This window comes from Granulicella sp. S190, from assembly GCF_009766095.1.
In the GTDB taxonomy this organism is placed as follows: domain Bacteria; phylum Acidobacteriota; class Terriglobia; order Terriglobales; family Acidobacteriaceae; genus Edaphobacter.
The window spans coordinates 154,882-171,210 of record NZ_LMUD01000016.1; the positions used below are offsets into that span (position 1 = coordinate 154,882).

The window sequence follows — 16,329 nt, forward strand, 5'->3', positions numbered from 1 at the left end:
GTTGCGAAGCAGACGTTCACTGCTGAGGCCTCGAAGGCGATCAATCCGACTGCTCCGGTGGTGGTATTGGTGAATCGTGGTACTGCAGGCCCGGCGGAGTTGGTCGCAGCGGCGCTGCTGGATAACAAGCGTGCAGACCTGGTGGGGGAGAAGACCTTCGGTGAAGGAGCTCAGCAGAAGACGTTCGAGCTGCCGGATGGCGCGGCCTTGATTCTGTCGATTGCCAAGTACGAGTCTCCCTCGGGGAAGAAGCTGCAGGATGACGGCGTGACTCCTGGATTGCTGGTTGCTTCGAACACGGATGACGCAGTAGCCGAAGAGGATACGGCGACTCCGGCAGAGAAGCAGCCACCGCTGCAGAAGCCCGCGGTGACGGTAGATGAGCAGCTCACCAAGGCTCTCGATCTGCTCAAGAGCAAAGCCGCATAGGCTGGTCATTTGGCCCTTTTGTGGGAGAGAAACTCTCAGTTTGCCGTGCTATGGTGAGACTTCGTGCAGAGTCTACACAGCCGCGAAACAAGGCCGCCAACGCCTGATGAGGTTCCCGATTGGCAACGAGCGCTTCGCCGCGCCACGCTGAATGGGCCTGACTTCCCGAGCCGTCGTATCGCCCGGCGAGTCACGTTTTATGCGCTGCTGGGACTCTCGGCGGTCTTTGGTGCGCTCTGCGGTCTGATGCTGGTGTACTCCATCGATCTGCCGCAGATGGACGATCTGGCGAGATATCGCCCCAACACTACAACCGAGTTGCTCGATGTTCATGGAAAGGTGTTCGGCTCCTTTGCCTTAGAGCGCCGTGTGGTTCTGCCTTACTCCGAGTTCCCAACGGTTTTGAGGCAGGCGATCATCTCGATTGAAGACAAGAGCTTTGAACGGAACTGGGGAGTGAATCTGGTACGCGCTGTGGGCGCTGCGTATCGTGATCTGCATTCGAGCGGCAAGGCGCAGGGCGCGTCGACACTCACCATGCAGTTGGCCCGCAACTTGTTTCTCTCCTCCGAGAAGACCTATGGCCGCAAACTGCAGGAGGTGTTCCTGTCGGTACAGATTGAGCGGCGATTTACGAAGCAACAGATCTTCGAGCTGTATGCGAACCAGATCTACCTGGGACACGGAACCTACGGATTCGAGGCAGGATCGGAGTACTTCTTCAACAAGCATGTCCACGATCTGACGCTGCCTGAGGCAGCTCTGCTGGCCGCGCTGCCGAAAGGTCCCGAAGCCTATTCGCCGATCAAATATCCCGACCGCGCCCTGAAGCGGAGAAATCTTGTCCTGAGCGAGATGCTTGCCGACGGCAAGATCACGCAGCAGCAGGCCGATGCGGCGAAGGCTGCGCCATTGGGGCTGCATCTCGAGCCGCCGGCGAATAGTGTTGCTCCTTATTTTGTGGAAGAGGTGCGGAGGCAACTTGAGAAGCAGTTCGGTGTTGAGGAGGTGCATGGCGCCGGGTTGCGGGTCTATACGACGCTCGATCTCGATCTGCAGCAGTTAGCGAATAAGGCAATTCTAGATGGCACTGCCGCCTATGAGCGGAGGCACGGTTGGAAGGGGCATCTCCCTAACGTTGTGCTCGATGGAGCAGATGTAGAGAGCTACCGTCATCCGGATTGGGTGCAGCCGCCGACGCAGGGAAGCTATCTTCATGGCGTGGTAACAGTGGTCTCCCCAAAGAAGGTGACCGTGAAACTCGGCACGCAGACGACTGTGCTGACGCCTGAAGATTGGAGATGGACGCAGAATCTTGATGCCGATAGCTTCCTGCGCACGGGCGATGTCGTTTATGTGAAGGTGGAGAGCGTTTCGGCGGATGGAACTCTGAGGGCGTCGTTGCAGCAGGACTCGGGGGCACAGGCCTCGATGATGGCTGTGGACAACTCGACCGGCGAAGTGCTGGCGATGGTCGGGGGCAGAGACTTCGCGCTATCGCAGTTCAATCGCGCCACTCAGGCTCAGAGGCAAGTGGGGTCATCTTTCAAGCCATATGTTTACACGACAGCGATTGAAGGAGGTGCGAAGCCAACGGACATCATTGTCGATGGCCCTGTCAGCTTTCCTACGCCGAACGGTCCGTACACACCGCATAACTATGAGGCGGACTACAAGGGCGCGATGACACTGACCAATGCATTCGCCGAATCGCGAAATATCCCTGCGCTGAAGCTGGCGGATCGATATGGCATTCGCAAGGTGATCGAGACTGCACATCGCTTTGGGATCACGAGCAATATTCCGGCGTTCCTTCCTATTGCGATCGGTTCCGCGGATATCACCCTCGCCGAGCAGGTGAGCGCGTACAGCGTCTTTCCCAATGATGGAATCCGTATCGAGCCACGCTACATTCGCCGGGTGACGCAGGCAGATGGTCTGCCGCTCGATGCCGCACCCTCCCAGGTGTCTGAGGTCATCTCTGTAGACACCGCACGGACGATGATGCAGCTACTGCAGGCAGTCGTTCGATATGGGACCGCGGCTTCGGCCTCTCAGTTGAAACATCCTCTGGGCGGCAAGACCGGAACTACGAACGACTACACGGATGCGTGGTTCGTTGGATTTTCTCCGTCGATCACGTGTGGCACATGGATTGGGTTTGACGACCGGGAGTCGTTGGGAGAGAAGGAGACAGGTGCGAGAGCAGCACTGCCGATGTGGATGGACTTCATGAGGGCTGCGATCGCGACCAAGCCGGACGAAGTATTTCCCACCGCGGCCGCACCGAAGAAGAAGATGGAGCTGCCGCTGAGTAGTCCCGCGGACGCGGCCAGATCTGTGCAGCCGCTAGTGCCAAGGCGCGAGGAGAGCCCGGCTGCTTCAGCAACGGAGATGCCGAGACAGAGTGCTCCTTCTACGCCTCCACTCGTGGAGGAGAAGCCGAAGGCGAGTGATCATCCAGCGCCGCAGACAGCCTCTGTTCGTCCGAGAACGGTTACGTCGTCTGTGAAGCCTGGCGAGGAGCGGAGTGGAGTTTCGAACCCGCCGCCCGACATCTATTGAAGTAACGTTTCGCCCTGGTGACGTCGCGGCCAATCTGCTCTTTGAGCGCCTCAGGGTTCGGCCAGCGCATCTCCTGGCGAAGACGATGCAGAAACGTCAGAGTCAACGGCGTGGATTCGTTCAATTCAATCGGATGAAAGTTCAACAGATGTGTTTCAACGGTGAAGGAGTCGGCCCCGAAGGTGGGACGATTGCCCACGTTTGTGACTCCTTCAAAGGTCTCGCTTGATGAGCCCGAGCCAACCGTCAGCGAAGTCACGTAGACGCCATTTGCGGGGAGAAGTTCAGAATAAGAAGCGAGATTGATGGTGGGTACGGTATAGCGGGTCCCGTAGCCGCGTCCAGAGGCGGGAGTGCTGCAGATGGCGAAGCTGCGACCAAGCAGGGCGCGAGCATGACTAAGGTCTCCGTCCGCGATCATCTGACGTATCCGGCTCGAGGAGATCGCACCCCCGCGCAGATGCCGCGGGGCATAGACGCGCACGCCAAAACCGAGTTCGCGGCCCAGGGCTTCGAGGCTTTCGATACCAGCCTCGGCCTGGTAGCCGAAGCGAAAGTTTTCCCCCTCATGAAGCTCCGTGACATGCAGAGTTTGCTGGAGCACCTCTGTCGCGAAGGTGCGGGCGGTCATGCGTGAGAGCTCGCTGGTGAAAGGCAGTACGAGAACCGCGTCGATGCCCGTCGCTGCAAGCAGCTCCAATTTCTGCGGCAGCGGGGTAATCAGTGGTTGGGCCGATTCAGGCCGTATCAGCCGAGCCGGATGGGGATCGAAGGTGATCGCTACAGATCGTATGCCGAGGGAGCGTGCCTGGGCTACAACCTCCGCGATCACCCACCGATGTCCGAAATGGACTCCATCGAAGTTACCGATGGTGGCGATAGACGGCCCGAAGTCAGCTGGAACGTCGGCGAGTTGGCGAAATATCTGCATCAGGCGATCTCGAAGGTGATCTTAAGACCGTCGTAGGCCAGGCGAATGTGCGGTGGCAGTTCGGTTTCGGTAGCCTCGTGATCGAGGTCGTGGCTCATATGAGTGAAGAAGGCGCGTCGAGGTTTTAGCTGCTCCACCAGGGCTACCGACTTGTCGAGATGCGAGTGGCTGGGATGAGGTTCGCGACGCAGCGCATCCAGTATGAGCACGTCGAGATCCTGAAGCAGAGGAATGCTCTCCGCTGGAATGTCGCTCATGTCGGTAAGGTAGGCGGCATTGCCGAAGCGATAGCCCGTGATCTCCTGGCGTCCGTGCGTCACCGGAATTCTCCGAAAGCATGCTCCGTAGAGATCGAATCCCGCGCCGGGAGTTGGATCGATGCGATGAATCTCCACTCGCGCGCTGGTCGGATAGCGATCTTCCTTGCGAAAGGTGTACTCGAAGATGCGCTCAAGGTTCTTCGCGGTGTCGTCGTCAGCATAGATAGGAAGGTTCCCGCTGACACGAAAGCTGAGTGGGCGAAGGTCGTCGAAGCCAAGAACGTGATCGGCGTGGCCATGGGTGTAGAGCACCGCATCGACATGGCGAATGCTTTCGCGAATGGCCTGCGCGTGAAAGTCCGGCCCTGTATCGACGAGCACGGTATGGCTGTTGTACTCCAGACGGATCGACGGACGCGTGCGGCGGTTACGCGCGTCTCCCTCTGGCGAGACAGCCGAGATGCAGACGGCGCACTCGCAGCCAAGTGTTGGCACTCCCATGGAGGTGCCGGTGCCAAGGAAGGTAAGAGTCGCCTCCATGATTAGCGGACGATGCTGGGTCCTGCGGGTCCCGGACGCCCCACCCCACCAGGTGCTTTAGAGGCCGCAGACCGCGCAAGCGCCTGAGTGACTTCAAGGAAAGCCATGCGCAGCTCAAACAATGCGCTTTCAAGCAGCCTGGTCTCTTCGGTGGAAAGATTGCCCTTCGTCTTTCCCTCAAGCACGGTGAGCATATCGATGCTCTGACGAGCGCCGAGGATGTCGACCTGTGGCTGCTGTCCCTCCTGCGTCGTGCCGCCAAGCTGCATAATGGAGCTCATATAGACCGACTGCACCAGCTGCTCAAAGCTCATAGTCGGGGGATGATCCATGCCCGGATTGGCCGAGCGGATTGCGACGTCCAGTCGTTCGGCGGTCATCTCGTAGGCACGTTTTGCCTGCTCACTCTGTTCGGCGGTAGGAGCAGGTGGAAGCTCCGGCTCTTGCGAGCCTTCGGCCGAGACATCGGCTGGGGCAGGCGTTGCAGCCGCAGGTTCGGCAACCGTGACGGCGCGCTCTTCTCTCTCTGGCGAGGGATCGGCATCGGGACGAGGCTCGCCGTCCATGGTGAATTTGCGGCGATCTGTAACGACGAAGGGCTTGTTCTGTTCAGGCATGGTCACACTCTTTCAGAGATTTCAGATGCAGGCTGCGCGCTGGAAGCTGCAGGAAGGGAAAAGGGAAGCGAAACTGGAAGTGCGACGCCGCCGGGATAGACGATTGCAGAACCACGGTCCAGAGCCTCGCGGCGGACGTATCCCAGTCCGAAGTATCGCGTGGCCGTCTCACCTGGAAGCGGGATCGCAGCGACGCTGGTGAGTTCGCCTACCTGCTTGCCGTCTGCCTCGAGCAGTGCGCCGGCGACAGGCAGTTCGCCCTCGAGGCGAAAGCCGCTGAAGGTGCGATGAACGTTGCCGCGGGAACGTATCCGCTCCACGATCTCCTGGCCGAGGTAGCAGCCCTTTGCGAAGTGGAGTGCCCGGGTCTGCCCCGTCTCCTGGGCAAGCTCGCGGTCGCGAATGTCTCTGCCGAACTGCGGAGTTCCTTCGAGGATGCGGAGCCACTCAACGCTTTGCTCTTCGCAGGCAACAGCCCCGGCAGCTTGCAGGGCATTGGTCAGTTTTGCGGAGGTCGAAGCATCAGCCGACAGCTCATAACGCGAGACAAGGGGACTATGCGCGAGATAGATGCTGACCTCGGCATCGTTCCACATGAATTTATGAAGCGTGAGCGGCTCCAGATCAGCAATTGCGAGGCCAACACGCTGCAAAAGAGAGGCAGCCTGCGGTCCGGCAACCAGGATGTCTGACCAGGTGCCACTGATATCGGCAAGCTCTACGTCGTCCATGATGATGAAGCGGTCAAGCAGCGCCATCAGAACCGGAATCTGCGCTGAACTTGTCTTCATGATGAGATCGTCCACGCGAGCGAAGATAGTGGCGTCGCCCTGAATGCGGCCCTGGACGCTGAGGAGGAAGTTATAGTTGCCTTCGCCTGCCTTCAACTGCTGGATGGAGTTGGTGACCATCCCGTTCAGCCAGCGGATGCGATCCTCGCCTGTAACCCGAATCCAGCCACTATCCTTCTCCTGGGACAGACCTGTGCCCTGAAGCAGAGCCGCGAGCTGCAAGGCTGCGGTCGAGGTTGGAGAAACGGCAATTTCGGATTGTGCGGATGTGCTCATGACGGGACGGTGCCAAAAACTTGCGTACACTTGATTATAGCTGTGGATTGAGAGGGTTATGTTGCTGGGCGTACTTTGGGTGAGGAGCACGAGTTTGAGTAGGCTGACCGCGGTTCTTGCGCTAACGTCGGTCTGTTATTTTGCAAACGCAGCCCAGTCATCGACTCCCAATGCACCTACAGTTCCAGCCGCTGCCGCGACCCAGAAAGCCATGACGAAACAGCAGGCCAAGGAGCTCTTCCACTCCGTGGATGAGATTCTCAGCTTCGTCAGCTCTGATACCAAACTTCCGATTGAGCACACGGTAAAGCGAAAACTTATCTCGCGCGATCAGGTCAATCGCTACCTCAAGGAGAAGTTCGACGAAGATGAAGGCGCCAAACGCATGGAGCGATCAGAGGTCGTGCTCAAAAAGTTTGGGTTGCTCGACCGCGACTTTCACCTGCGAACATTTCTACTTTCTTTGTTGACGGAGCAGATTGCGGGCTTCTACGACAACAAGACGAAGACCGTGAACCTGCTTGACTGGATAGAGCCCGAGGAACAAAAACCAGTGCTCGCGCATGAGTTGACGCATGCTCTCCAGGACCAAAAAATTGATCTGACAAAGTGGTCTGACGTGAGTCTGCCTGATACCTCGCACAACGTGCAGGAGGACAATCATCATCTGCAGGTGGATGAGGCTGACACCGCGCGCACCGCTGTGGCGGAGGGACAGGCGATGGCCGTCTTTATCGACTACACCCTGCGTTCTTCGGGCAAAACGATTGCGGACGCTCCGGATCTCGCCAACCGACTGAAGGATCAAGCCACGGACACGAGCGGTTCTCCCGTGATGGCACGAGCGCCTCTGCTCCTTCAGGAGTCCCTGCTCTTTCCCTATAGCGAAGGGCTGAGCTTCGAACAGGCCATTCTCGTAAAGGCCGGCAAGGAAGCCGCGTTTAGCGGAGTGCTCGCCAATCCGCCAACTTCAACCTTCGAGATCATGCATCCCGAGGCCTACATCGCGCACGCCCCGGTGCCGGTGATTCGCTTACCCGATATCCACCCTCTACTCGATCCCGAGTACACACCCTACGACATCGGCGTGATGGGAGAGCTCGACGTTCGCATTCTTGCGGAGTTGTTCGGCGGACGAGAGCAGGCGACCGCGCTGGCGCCGGAGTGGAACGGCGGTGTGTACTACGCAGCGCAACGCAAATCAGCGGTGACCGAGGCTGAGAAGGAGTCAACGGCATCCATCGGTCTGCTGTACTACTCGCGCTGGAAGAATGTCGATTCTGCCCGTTCGTTTCTTCGCATCTACGCGGCGCAGATCCCGAGAAAATACTCCAACGTTGTGGAGCGAAAGAAAGACGAGACTGACGAGTCAGAGCTAATCTACTCCACGAACGAGGGCGACGTTTTAATCTCGCGTTCAGGAGACAGCGTGTTCATCGGAGAAGGTTTCAACCTCTCCCTGGCGCGAAAGCTGCGCGACACCATCGCGAGCGTACAACCTGAAGGGCCTATGCAACAGGCCATCTCGCCGGTTACAGAGCCCACTTTGTCGATGTCGCGCGTTCTAGCGTCGTTCGGTGACATCAGCAAGAACAGCCTGCAACGGTATACTTCTAGAGGGGCAAAGTAGTCAGCCGGACCATGTCCGTAAAGGGAGCACCTGTATTTTGAAGAAGGCGGAGATTGGAATCATCGGGGGCAGCGGCTTGTACGCCATGCCTGGACTTACCAACGTGCGCGAGCAGCGCCTGACAACACCATTTGGCGATCCGTCCGATGCCTTCGTCCTGGGAGAGCTCGAAGGCAGAAGCGTTGCATTTCTTGCTCGGCATGGACGCGGTCATCGTATCCTGCCCAGCGAGTTGAACTTCCGCGCCAATATCTATGCGATGAAGATGTTGGGCGTAGACACGATCCTTTCGGTCTCGGCCGTAGGCTCGCTCAAAGAGGAACATAAGCCGACAGACTTTGTGATTCCAGATCAGTTCATCGACCGGACTTTTGCCCGAGCTTCGACATTTTTCGGTGAAGGCATCGTCGCCCACGTCGCCTTTGGCGATCCCATCTGTGCGTCCTTGGCCAAGGTGCTGAAGCAGGCGTGCGACACCGTGGGCGTCGTCGGCAAGCAGGGTGGAACGTATATCTGCATGGAAGGGCCGCAGTTTTCAACGCGCGCAGAGTCGAACCTCTACCGCAGCTGGGGAGCGGACATTATCGGGATGACTAATCTGCAGGAGGCTAAGCTCGCCCGCGAGGCCGAGATCTGCTACGCCACCGTGGCGATGGTGACCGACTACGACTGCTGGCGCGAAGGTCACGACGACGTCACCGTGGATCAGATCGTCGCCGTGATGCACCAGAACGCAGAGAATGCATCCAAGGTAGTGCGCGCAGCCGTTGCCGCAATACCCTTGGATATGACAAAGGGATGCGCCTGTGTCGATGCGTTGAAGTACGCCATCCTCACCGATCGCAAAGTAATTCCAGCAGAGACAAAACAGAAGTTGTCGTTGCTCCTGGATAAATATCTGTAGACGGAAGCATCCGTCAGGTCCATCTGTAACTAAATAAGTTCATAATCGGAAAAACCGCTGTGTGAAGGAGTTTATGGCAATTCTGGTAGTAGGTTCGGTCGCTTTCGACAACATTGAAACTCCCCACGGAGCTGTGCAGAACTGCCTGGGTGGCGCGGCAACGCACTTCTCGCTTGCCGCAAGCTACTTCACTCCAGTCCGCGTGATTGCGGTCGTAGGAAGAGATTTCACCGCCGAGCACGAGGCGATCTTTGCCCGTCGCGGCATCGACACCAAAGGCATCGAGCGCTCGGAAGGACTCAGTTTTCACTGGACTGGTTCTTACTCGGGCAACATGGATGAGGCGAAGACTCTTGGAACCGATCTGAACGTCTTCGAGACCTTCGAACCCAAGATTCCCGATGCATACAAAGACAGCGAATATCTCTTTCTCGCCAACATTGACCCGGTATTGCAGTCGCGCGTTCGCAGCCAGATGCCTCATGTCAAGATGGTGTGCGGCGACACGATGAACTACTGGATCGCCGATCACTCTGCAAATCTTGCCAAGGTTCTGCGAGAGCTCGATGTCCTGCTGATCAACGATGGCGAGGCGCGCATGTTGGCCGGCGAGCGAAATATCGTTCTTGCCGCTGAAAAAGTTCTTGCCATGGGACCGAAGACATTGGTGGTCAAACACGGCGAGTATGGCGCAACTGCCTTTTTCGGCAGTCGATCATTTCCTGACGTGAACAAGACTTTACGCCCCTTCCGGGCTCCGGCACTTCCCCTTGCCGAGGTTGTGGATCCGACTGGAGCGGGGGACTCGTTCGCTGGTGGCTTCTACGGCTACCTTGCCTCGCAGCCTGTCTTGACCCCGTCAGTTCTTCGCACCGCGATGTTCTATGGTGGCGTCATGGGTTCCTTCGCGGTAGAGCGTTTCGGAACCGAACGCCTGCAGAACGTCACTCGCGAAGAAATCGAAGAGCGCTTCAAGCTCTTCCTGGAGATCTCGCACCTTGAACATGCGGGCGTCTAGGCTCTCACGAACTCGCCCCAACAAGCCTGCGGCACCGGCTCTGCGGGGCCGCGGCGTCGACGCTGACGAGGTGAAGTTCGACCCGGAAGAGGTGCGGCCAGCGACGCGGCAGGAGACCTTCCCCGTCGCGTTAGGTGCCGTACTCCTCTCCTTCATCGCGCTGCTTCTGTCCTACTCGCGCGGTTACCTGCTGTTGTACGGTGACGCCGTTGCGCATCTTGGCATCGCTCGCCGTATTCTCGATTCGCGCAATCCCGGCCTCGTCCAGCTTGGTGGAGTGTGGCTGCCTCTGCCGCATCTGCTGATGCTTCCCTTTGTTCAGAAGATGGAGTGGTGGCAGAACGGGCTCGCGGGCGCATGGCCTTCGCTGATCTGCTATATCGCCAGCGTGGCCGGCATCTACAGGCTGACGCGGCGGATGATGATTCCTCGCTGGGCGCTTGCGGCGACTGCTCTCTACGCCCTCAACCCCAACCTGCTTTATCTCTCGACGACCGCGATGACGGAGCCGCTCTTCCTGATGCTCCTCATCTGGACGACTCTGTTCACGATTGAGTGCGTCGCCGCGATCAAGAGTTCACGCCAAAGTGTCGTACGCAGCCGTCTTCTCTTGCTTGCGATCTTTATCCTGGCCGCTGTGTTCACCCGATACGACGGGTGGATACTAGGTGCCGCCGTGTGGTGCGTCATCACCTTCTGCCTGGCGCGAGATCGCAAGATGTGGCGCAGCGTGGCTCCCACGTTTGCGGTCTTCACTCTTCTGGTGGTCGCTGGGCCGGTTAGCTGGCTGGCCTACAATCAGCACTTCTTTCACGATCCTCTGGACTTCATGCGCGGACCGTACTCCGCGGCGGCTATCGAAAAGAAGACCATGCCGCCCAACGGCCATCATCATCGCGGATGGCACAATCCAGCCTGGGCGCTACTGTTCTACACCCGTACTGCGCAGGTCGACGCTGTCTTCTGGGAGACCGGTTTCGCGCTGATGGCAGCAGCCATAGCTGGATTAGTCCTCACGATCCGCCGTCGTCTTGCACTGTCGTCGTTACTGCTCTGGATGCCGCTGCCGTTCTACATCTACTCCGTTGCCTACGGCTCTGTCCCTATCTTCATACCGCAGCTTTGGCCGCACTCCTACTACAACTCACGATATGGAATGGAGTTGTTGCCCGCTCTTGCAGTCTTTGCTTTTCTCGCGGTGCAAGCCGCAGAGCGCCGATGGAGCGAGACGCAGCCACTCGTCAAAAGATTAATGCAGCCGATCGCTCTTCTTCTGATCGCGCTCAACACCGTCGGCATGATGTATAGCAAGCCGCTGGTGCTCAAAGAGGCACTGGTCAACGCGACAACTAGAGTCGCCTTCGAGACGGCGTTGGCTCGTCAACTAGGCGAGTTTCCCTACGGATCGACGATCATGATGTACAACTCCGATCACATCGGCGCGCTACAGGATGCTGCGATTCCTCTTCGCCAGACGGTCAACGAAGGAGACTACGATAGCTTCCAGGCCGCACTGGCCGCGCCCGCGCAGCACGCGAACTATGTTGTCTCCATCGCCGGAGATCCAGTCGCTGCTGCTGTCGCGGCTCACCCCGAAGGGCTTACCGAGCTGACGATCCTCTGCACCAGCGGCCAGCCGTGCGCTCGTCTCTACAGGTCGGATCGATCGACTCCAATAACATCGAAGTGACATCGACCCACACGTACAGCTTTCAGGCACAATAAAAGCACATGATTCCCTTCGTCAAAGCTCATGCCTGCGGCAACGACTTCCTCATCATCGAGGAGCCGCTCGCGCAACGCCGGCACGCCGAACTCGCTCGCAAGCTGTGTGCGCGGAATACCAGCGTAGGCGCTGACGGTATCGAATTTCTTGATCGAAAGCCCAGCGGTGAGTTCTTCCTGAGGCTCTTCAACGCGGATGGAAGCGAAGCAGAGCTCTCCGGTAATGGCACCCGATGCGTCGCCGCGTGGCTGGCGAGCAGCGAAGGACGGCAGGAGGTCGCGCTCGGAACTCATGGTGGCCTGCGAACCTGCCATGTGATCGAGTCGAACGATCCGCTCTATCTCATCGAGAGCGAGATGGGAGTCCCGCGCGTGATGCAGCGAACTATCGTACTGCCAGGTGTTGGCAACGTCGCTGGAGCGATGGTCAATGTCGGAAATCCGCACTTTGTTCTCTTCGTCGACTCTGACGACTTTAGCGCGCATGGATTGAGTTGGCAGGAGCTTGGAGCGCAGATCAGCGGAAGTCCATTATTTCCTCATGGCACCAACGTCGAGTTCGTTCGCATCCTTTCCCCGTCACAGATTGCCTTTCGCATCTTTGAGCGCGGCTGCGGGCCTACCACCTCCTCCGGCACCGGCACCTGCGCCTCGTCTGCTGCAGCGATGTCGCTTCGTGATGTGGATCGTGAGTTGACTGCGATCGCCGAAGGCGGCCCGCAACGTACCGTGTGGCCTGCGAGCGATGCGGTGATGCGGCTGAGAGGCCCAGCGGAGATCATCTGTCGTGGCGAGGTCCCCGCGCTGTGACACCCTCACATAAACCTCGTCCATTGCTTCCAGGTGCGACCCTCGCGGTCGTGTCGCCGGCGAGTACGCCAAAACCGGAGCTGGTGGAACGCGGGATGGCCCACCTGCGGACGCTCGGCTACAAACCCGTCCTCAGTCCGCATGCGCTCGACAGCGGCCCGCTCTACTATGCCGGCAAACTACACGATCGCCTGCATGACCTGCACGCCGCCTTTGCCGATCCGGCAATCGACGCAATCGTCTGCACGCGCGGCGGTTGGGGTTCGGCGGAGCTGCTTCCACACCTTAATGCTGCGCTGATCCGTTCAAACCCTAAGCCCTTCATCGGTTACAGCGACCATACCTCGCTCCACTGCTGGCTCCACAACGAAGCCAATCTCGTCACCTTTTATGGACCCATGGTCGCTGCCGATCTCTCCCGCGAAGATGGCGCAGACCTGCCAAGCTGGCAGCATAGCCTGCGAGGCGATGCTGCCTGGTCGCTCGGCAAAGCGGAAGGCTTGCGGGTACTTCGTCCGGGCCTCGCAGAGGGCACGGTCGCGGGCGGATGTCTCTCCATCTTTGCCGAGGCTATCGGCACTCCGTACGCGCCGCGCATCGAACAGGAAAGCATCCTGTTTCTAGAGGACATCGGCACCAAGCCGTATCAATGGGACCGCATGCTGCTTCATCTTCGCTATGCCGGGCTTCTCGAAAAAGTAACAGGCATCGTCTTTGGAGAAATGCGGCAGTGCGTCGCGCAAGAAGAAGAGAACTATCTCGAGCGTGCGATTCTTCACGCGCTCCGTGACTTCAACGGACCCATCGCTATCGGTCTGCGGTGTGGGCACGTCAGTACGTATAACGTTACGCTGCCGCTGGGCGTCTCCGCGAAGCTTGACCTGACGGACGAGAGGAATCCGCTGATGCACCTTCTCGAAGCGGCTGTGAACGGGTAGGCTGGAGTCTCGCGACATGCAAAACTCCAAACATATTCACCTCATCGGAATCTGCGGAACGGCGATGGCTTCGCTCGCCGGAATGCTACAGCTCCAGGGGCACCGCGTCACCGGTTCGGACACCGCCGCCTATCCCCCGATGAGTGATCTTCTTGCCTCGCTCAAGATCCCGATTCGCGAGCCTTTTTCCGTGAGCAATCTCAAGCCGGCTCCGGATCTGGTTGTCGTTGGAAATGCCATCTCCCGGGGCAACGTCGAGCTGGAGCATGTTCTCGATGCCCGGATTCCTTTCTGCTCGATGGCCGCGATTCTGCATGATGAGTTTCTGCCAGGGCGGGAGTCGCTCGTCGTCGCCGGAACCCACGGCAAGACCACGACGACCAGCATGCTCGCCTGGATCTACGAGGTCGCATCGCGACAGAACCCGGTACTGGCGCCATCGTTTTTGATTGGCGGCGTCGCTGAAAACTTCGGAACCAGCTTCATGGTTCGTCAAACCCGGCCGTTTCTCCTCGAAGGCGATGAGTACGATACCGCCTTCTTCGATAAAGGACCGAAGTTTCTTCACTACTTTCCCGACGCTCTCATCCTGACTCACGTCGAGTTCGATCATGCGGATATCTACGCCGATCTTGCTGCCGTTAAAACTGCCTTCAAGCGGTTGGTCAATCTCGTTCCGGGTCGCGGACGGATCGTCGCATTCGACGGTAGCGAGAACGTCAGCGAGTGCGTCGAAAAGGCGTTCTGCTCCGTGGAACGCTACGGCTTCGACCCCTTATCGCACTGGCGGCTCACCGACCTGCGCCACGAAGGTTCGTTGACTCGATGGACGGTAACCCGCGCCGGCGCCCCCTTCGCCGACTTGAGGCTGCCGATGGCGGGAGCGCATAACGCGCTCAATGCTACTGCGGCAGCGGCACTTGCGGCAGGGCAGGGTGTTCCGACCGAAGCGATCATTGACGCGCTGGCAACATTCAAGAGCGTAAAGCGCAGACTTGAGGTTCGCTCTGTCGTCGGGGGCGTCACCGTGATCGATGACTTCGCGCACCATCCAACGGCGATTCGCGAGACCCTTCGTGCACTGCGCGAGTCCTACCCCGATCGACGTCTTTGGGCAGTCCTGGAGCCAAGATCCAACACGCTGCGGCGAAACGTCTTCGAGCTGGATCTGGTGGACAGTCTCGCACTTGCAGACCGCGTCGTGCTGGCCTCTGTCTTCAAGTCTGAAAGCATTCCCGCTGACGAGCGGCTTCATCCCGAGCATGTTGTGACCGCACTCAACGCACGTGGAATCCCTTCACTTCTCCTGGCGGACGCCGATGCTATCGTCGAAGCCATCGCTCCGCAGCTTCACGAGGGAGACGTTGTCGCCATCCTCTCAAACGGAGGCTTCGGGAATATCTACCAGAAGCTTCCGACGGCGATTGCAGCCCGAACTTCGACCGCCTGACAGGCTTTGAGCAGGCAAAGTCGCCAATAAGATATTCTTCAAGGTGGAATGTTCTCGACCCTGAAGCTCGTCTTTGTCTATCTCGCGCTCGGCCCCATCGCCGGGATCCTCGGCATTCCCTACACGCTTCTGGTAGGAGACGTCAGTCGTCTCTACCGCGTTGCCATGTGGATCACCGACGCAGGCGTACGCGCGGCTGGGATCAAGGTGGAGCTCAGCGGCTTCGAAAATATCCCCGCCGGACGAAGCTGCATCTTCATGAGCAATCATGTCTCAAACCTCGACCCTCCGGTGACCATCCCTCACCTCCCGGGACGAAGCTCCGTGCTTCTCAAGAAGCAGCTTATGGATATCCCAATTCTTGGCCGCGCCATGCGCCTAGCGAAGTTTGTGCCGGTAGAGCGAGGCAGCCGTCGTGACGCCGCGCAGGCCAGCGTAGCGGCTGCAGGCGATGCACTAAGGTCTGGCCTGCATATGCTCGTGTATCCAGAGGGCACCCGTTCGCTCGATGGCAGACTGTCGACCTTCAAGAAAGGTCCCTTCTTCCTCGCGATGGAGACCGGCGCACCAATCATCCCGGTCGTAGTGTCGGGAACGCAGACGATGATGCGCAAGGGAAGTAATGCGATTATCCCTGGTGTGGCAAGGGTCCAGCTGTTGCCGGTTATCGATCCAGCGGACTACACCACGCGCGACGAGTTGTTGCAGGCGGTCAGAAGCGCGATTGCAGAGGCGCTGCCGCCGGAGATGAAGCCCGCTGACTACTTGACGATGGCGTTGTAGCCGTCTGTCTGAAGTCGTTGCCGCATGGCGTCCGCATCTTTTTTCGTGGTGAAAGGTCCGATCTGAACGTGCAGCAGCTTATCCTGCGGCACTTTATGGATCGCGACGCTATACCCTCGACGCTTCAACGCACTGACGAGCACATCGGCATCTTCCTGGTGCGACACTGCAGCTACCTGGACAACAGCCACTCCCGGCCCAACCAGAGGCATTGGAGCAGCCGCAGCCACCTTGGCGACTGGCTTGACCGTCGGCTCTACGCGAGCATCGGGGTGAAAGCTGGAGGCAACCGCTCTAACCTGAGCCGTAACCGGCGGATTCTCATCTACCGAGGGGGCAGGAGTATCAGAAGCTGCCAGAGCCTCGTTCGTATCGGCCTGCGTCACAGGCGACGTAGCTGCTGCGCGCTGCGCCGGGCTGCCGGGAGCAGGTTTTGAGCTGCCAGGCTCTCCGCCCGGCGTAGTGGTCTCCGCAGCGTTCAAGACAGGCGGCGCCGAACGCCTGCCCAGCGAGTACCCAAAGCCGAAGAAGACGGCGCAAAGCAGCGCCAGCGCAAAAAAGATGCCAAGGATAGTGGTGGTGCCAAGCGAGATCTCACGATCCTCTCCGCGAGAGTCGCGCAGGTCATGCAGATCGTCTTCTGTTTGGTAGCGGCTGTTCAC

At 58.8% G+C, this 16,329-nt stretch carries 15 protein-coding genes; 10 read left to right on the top strand and 5 right to left on the bottom strand.

What is annotated here, in order from left to right; translation table 11 throughout:
* Together GSQ94_RS21370 and GSQ94_RS10095 are read left to right on the top strand one after the other, a co-directional pair.
* Window positions 1–429 (top strand): S41 family peptidase (locus GSQ94_RS21370; RefSeq protein WP_254063780.1); only part of this gene is annotated, 429 nt, incomplete at its 5' end.
* Window positions 430–492: 63 nt separating this feature from the next.
* Window positions 493–2,994, top strand: coding sequence for a penicillin-binding protein 1A (locus GSQ94_RS10095; protein WP_254063781.1), 2,502 nt, complete (start codon window positions 493–495; stop codon window positions 2,992–2,994).
* Here the strand turns inward: GSQ94_RS10095 and ribF are convergent.
* From ribF to GSQ94_RS10115, 4 genes are read right to left on the bottom strand one after another with little or no spacing between them, the layout of a single operon-like run.
* Window positions 2,927–3,925: a riboflavin biosynthesis protein RibF gene (ribF, locus tag GSQ94_RS10100; RefSeq protein ID WP_158943643.1), complete on the bottom strand. Its 999-nt coding sequence runs from the start codon at window positions 3,923–3,925 to the stop codon at window positions 2,927–2,929. The genes GSQ94_RS10095 and ribF overlap by 68 nt on opposite strands.
* The gene (locus GSQ94_RS10105; RefSeq protein WP_158943645.1) at window positions 3,925–4,725 is read right to left on the bottom strand and encodes an MBL fold metallo-hydrolase; all 801 of its coding nucleotides are present in this window, start codon (window positions 4,723–4,725) and stop codon (window positions 3,925–3,927) included. The genes ribF and GSQ94_RS10105 overlap by 1 nt, the downstream gene beginning before the upstream one ends.
* Before the next feature lie 2 nt (window positions 4,726–4,727).
* Window positions 4,728–5,342 (bottom strand): DUF1844 domain-containing protein, encoded by a 615-nt coding sequence (locus GSQ94_RS10110; RefSeq protein WP_158943647.1) that lies wholly within the window; start codon window positions 5,340–5,342, stop codon window positions 4,728–4,730.
* A gap of 2 nt (window positions 5,343–5,344) precedes the next feature.
* Window positions 5,345–6,409: a folate-binding protein YgfZ gene (locus GSQ94_RS10115; protein WP_158943649.1), complete on the bottom strand. Its 1,065-nt coding sequence runs from the start codon at window positions 6,407–6,409 to the stop codon at window positions 5,345–5,347.
* A gap of 94 nt (window positions 6,410–6,503) precedes the next feature.
* Between GSQ94_RS10115 and GSQ94_RS10120 the strand changes: the two genes are divergently transcribed.
* From GSQ94_RS10120 to GSQ94_RS10155, 8 genes are all read left to right on the top strand, one after another.
* Complete coding sequence (locus tag GSQ94_RS10120) at window positions 6,504–8,039, top strand: hypothetical protein (protein WP_216843063.1); 1,536 nt, start codon at window positions 6,504–6,506, stop codon at window positions 8,037–8,039.
* 37 nt (window positions 8,040–8,076) lie between these two features.
* A complete protein-coding gene (locus tag GSQ94_RS10125) occupies window positions 8,077–8,943 on the top strand; it encodes an S-methyl-5'-thioadenosine phosphorylase (RefSeq protein ID WP_158943651.1) in 867 nt (288 codons plus the stop codon).
* Window positions 8,944–9,016: 73 nt separating this feature from the next.
* Window positions 9,017–9,961, top strand: coding sequence for a PfkB family carbohydrate kinase (locus GSQ94_RS10130; RefSeq protein ID WP_158943653.1), 945 nt, complete (start codon window positions 9,017–9,019; stop codon window positions 9,959–9,961).
* Window positions 9,948–11,651 (top strand): glycosyltransferase family 39 protein, encoded by a 1,704-nt coding sequence (locus GSQ94_RS10135; RefSeq protein WP_158944050.1) that lies wholly within the window; start codon window positions 9,948–9,950, stop codon window positions 11,649–11,651. Before GSQ94_RS10130 ends, GSQ94_RS10135 begins: the two co-directional genes overlap by 14 nt.
* Before the next feature lie 41 nt (window positions 11,652–11,692).
* The gene (gene dapF / locus GSQ94_RS10140) at window positions 11,693–12,496 is read left to right on the top strand and encodes a diaminopimelate epimerase (protein WP_158943655.1); all 804 of its coding nucleotides are present in this window, start codon (window positions 11,693–11,695) and stop codon (window positions 12,494–12,496) included.
* Window positions 12,493–13,434 carry an LD-carboxypeptidase gene (locus tag GSQ94_RS10145; protein WP_254063782.1) on the top strand — a complete coding sequence of 314 codons (942 nt, stop codon included), beginning with the start codon at window positions 12,493–12,495 and terminating at the stop codon, window positions 13,432–13,434. The genes dapF and GSQ94_RS10145 overlap by 4 nt, the downstream gene beginning before the upstream one ends.
* Before the next feature lie 16 nt (window positions 13,435–13,450).
* A complete protein-coding gene (mpl, locus tag GSQ94_RS10150) occupies window positions 13,451–14,884 on the top strand; it encodes a UDP-N-acetylmuramate:L-alanyl-gamma-D-glutamyl-meso-diaminopimelate ligase (protein WP_158943657.1) in 1,434 nt (477 codons plus the stop codon).
* Between the two features lie 48 nt (window positions 14,885–14,932).
* Window positions 14,933–15,667 carry a 1-acyl-sn-glycerol-3-phosphate acyltransferase gene (locus GSQ94_RS10155; RefSeq protein WP_158943659.1) on the top strand — a complete coding sequence of 245 codons (735 nt, stop codon included), beginning with the start codon at window positions 14,933–14,935 and terminating at the stop codon, window positions 15,665–15,667.
* On the opposite strand, the gene GSQ94_RS10160 is transcribed toward GSQ94_RS10155, so the two are convergent.
* Entirely contained in the window at window positions 15,646–16,329 is a 684-nt protein-coding gene (locus GSQ94_RS10160) for an SPOR domain-containing protein (protein WP_158943661.1), read from the bottom strand. The two genes, GSQ94_RS10155 and GSQ94_RS10160, sit on opposite strands and share 22 nt — an antisense overlap.

Bases quoted from the DNA above. Each gene is read 5' to 3' on its own strand.
- GSQ94_RS10155 (WP_158943659.1), top strand. From the start codon at position 14,933: ATGTTCTCGACCCTGAAGCTCGTCTTTGTCTATCTCGCGCTCGGCCCC.
- GSQ94_RS10105 (WP_158943645.1), bottom strand. From the start codon at position 4,725: ATGGAGGCGACTCTTACCTTCCTTGGCACCGGCACCTCCATGGGAGTG.
- GSQ94_RS10130 (WP_158943653.1), top strand. From the start codon at position 9,017: ATGGCAATTCTGGTAGTAGGTTCGGTCGCTTTCGACAACATTGAAACT.
- mpl (WP_158943657.1), top strand. From the start codon at position 13,451: ATGCAAAACTCCAAACATATTCACCTCATCGGAATCTGCGGAACGGCG.
- dapF (WP_158943655.1), top strand. From the start codon at position 11,693: ATGATTCCCTTCGTCAAAGCTCATGCCTGCGGCAACGACTTCCTCATC.
- GSQ94_RS10135 (WP_158944050.1), top strand. From the start codon at position 9,948: ATGCGGGCGTCTAGGCTCTCACGAACTCGCCCCAACAAGCCTGCGGCA.
- GSQ94_RS10115 (WP_158943649.1), bottom strand. From the start codon at position 6,409: ATGAGCACATCCGCACAATCCGAAATTGCCGTTTCTCCAACCTCGACC.
- GSQ94_RS10110 (WP_158943647.1), bottom strand. From the start codon at position 5,342: ATGCCTGAACAGAACAAGCCCTTCGTCGTTACAGATCGCCGCAAATTC.
- ribF (WP_158943643.1), bottom strand. From the start codon at position 3,925: ATGCAGATATTTCGCCAACTCGCCGACGTTCCAGCTGACTTCGGGCCG.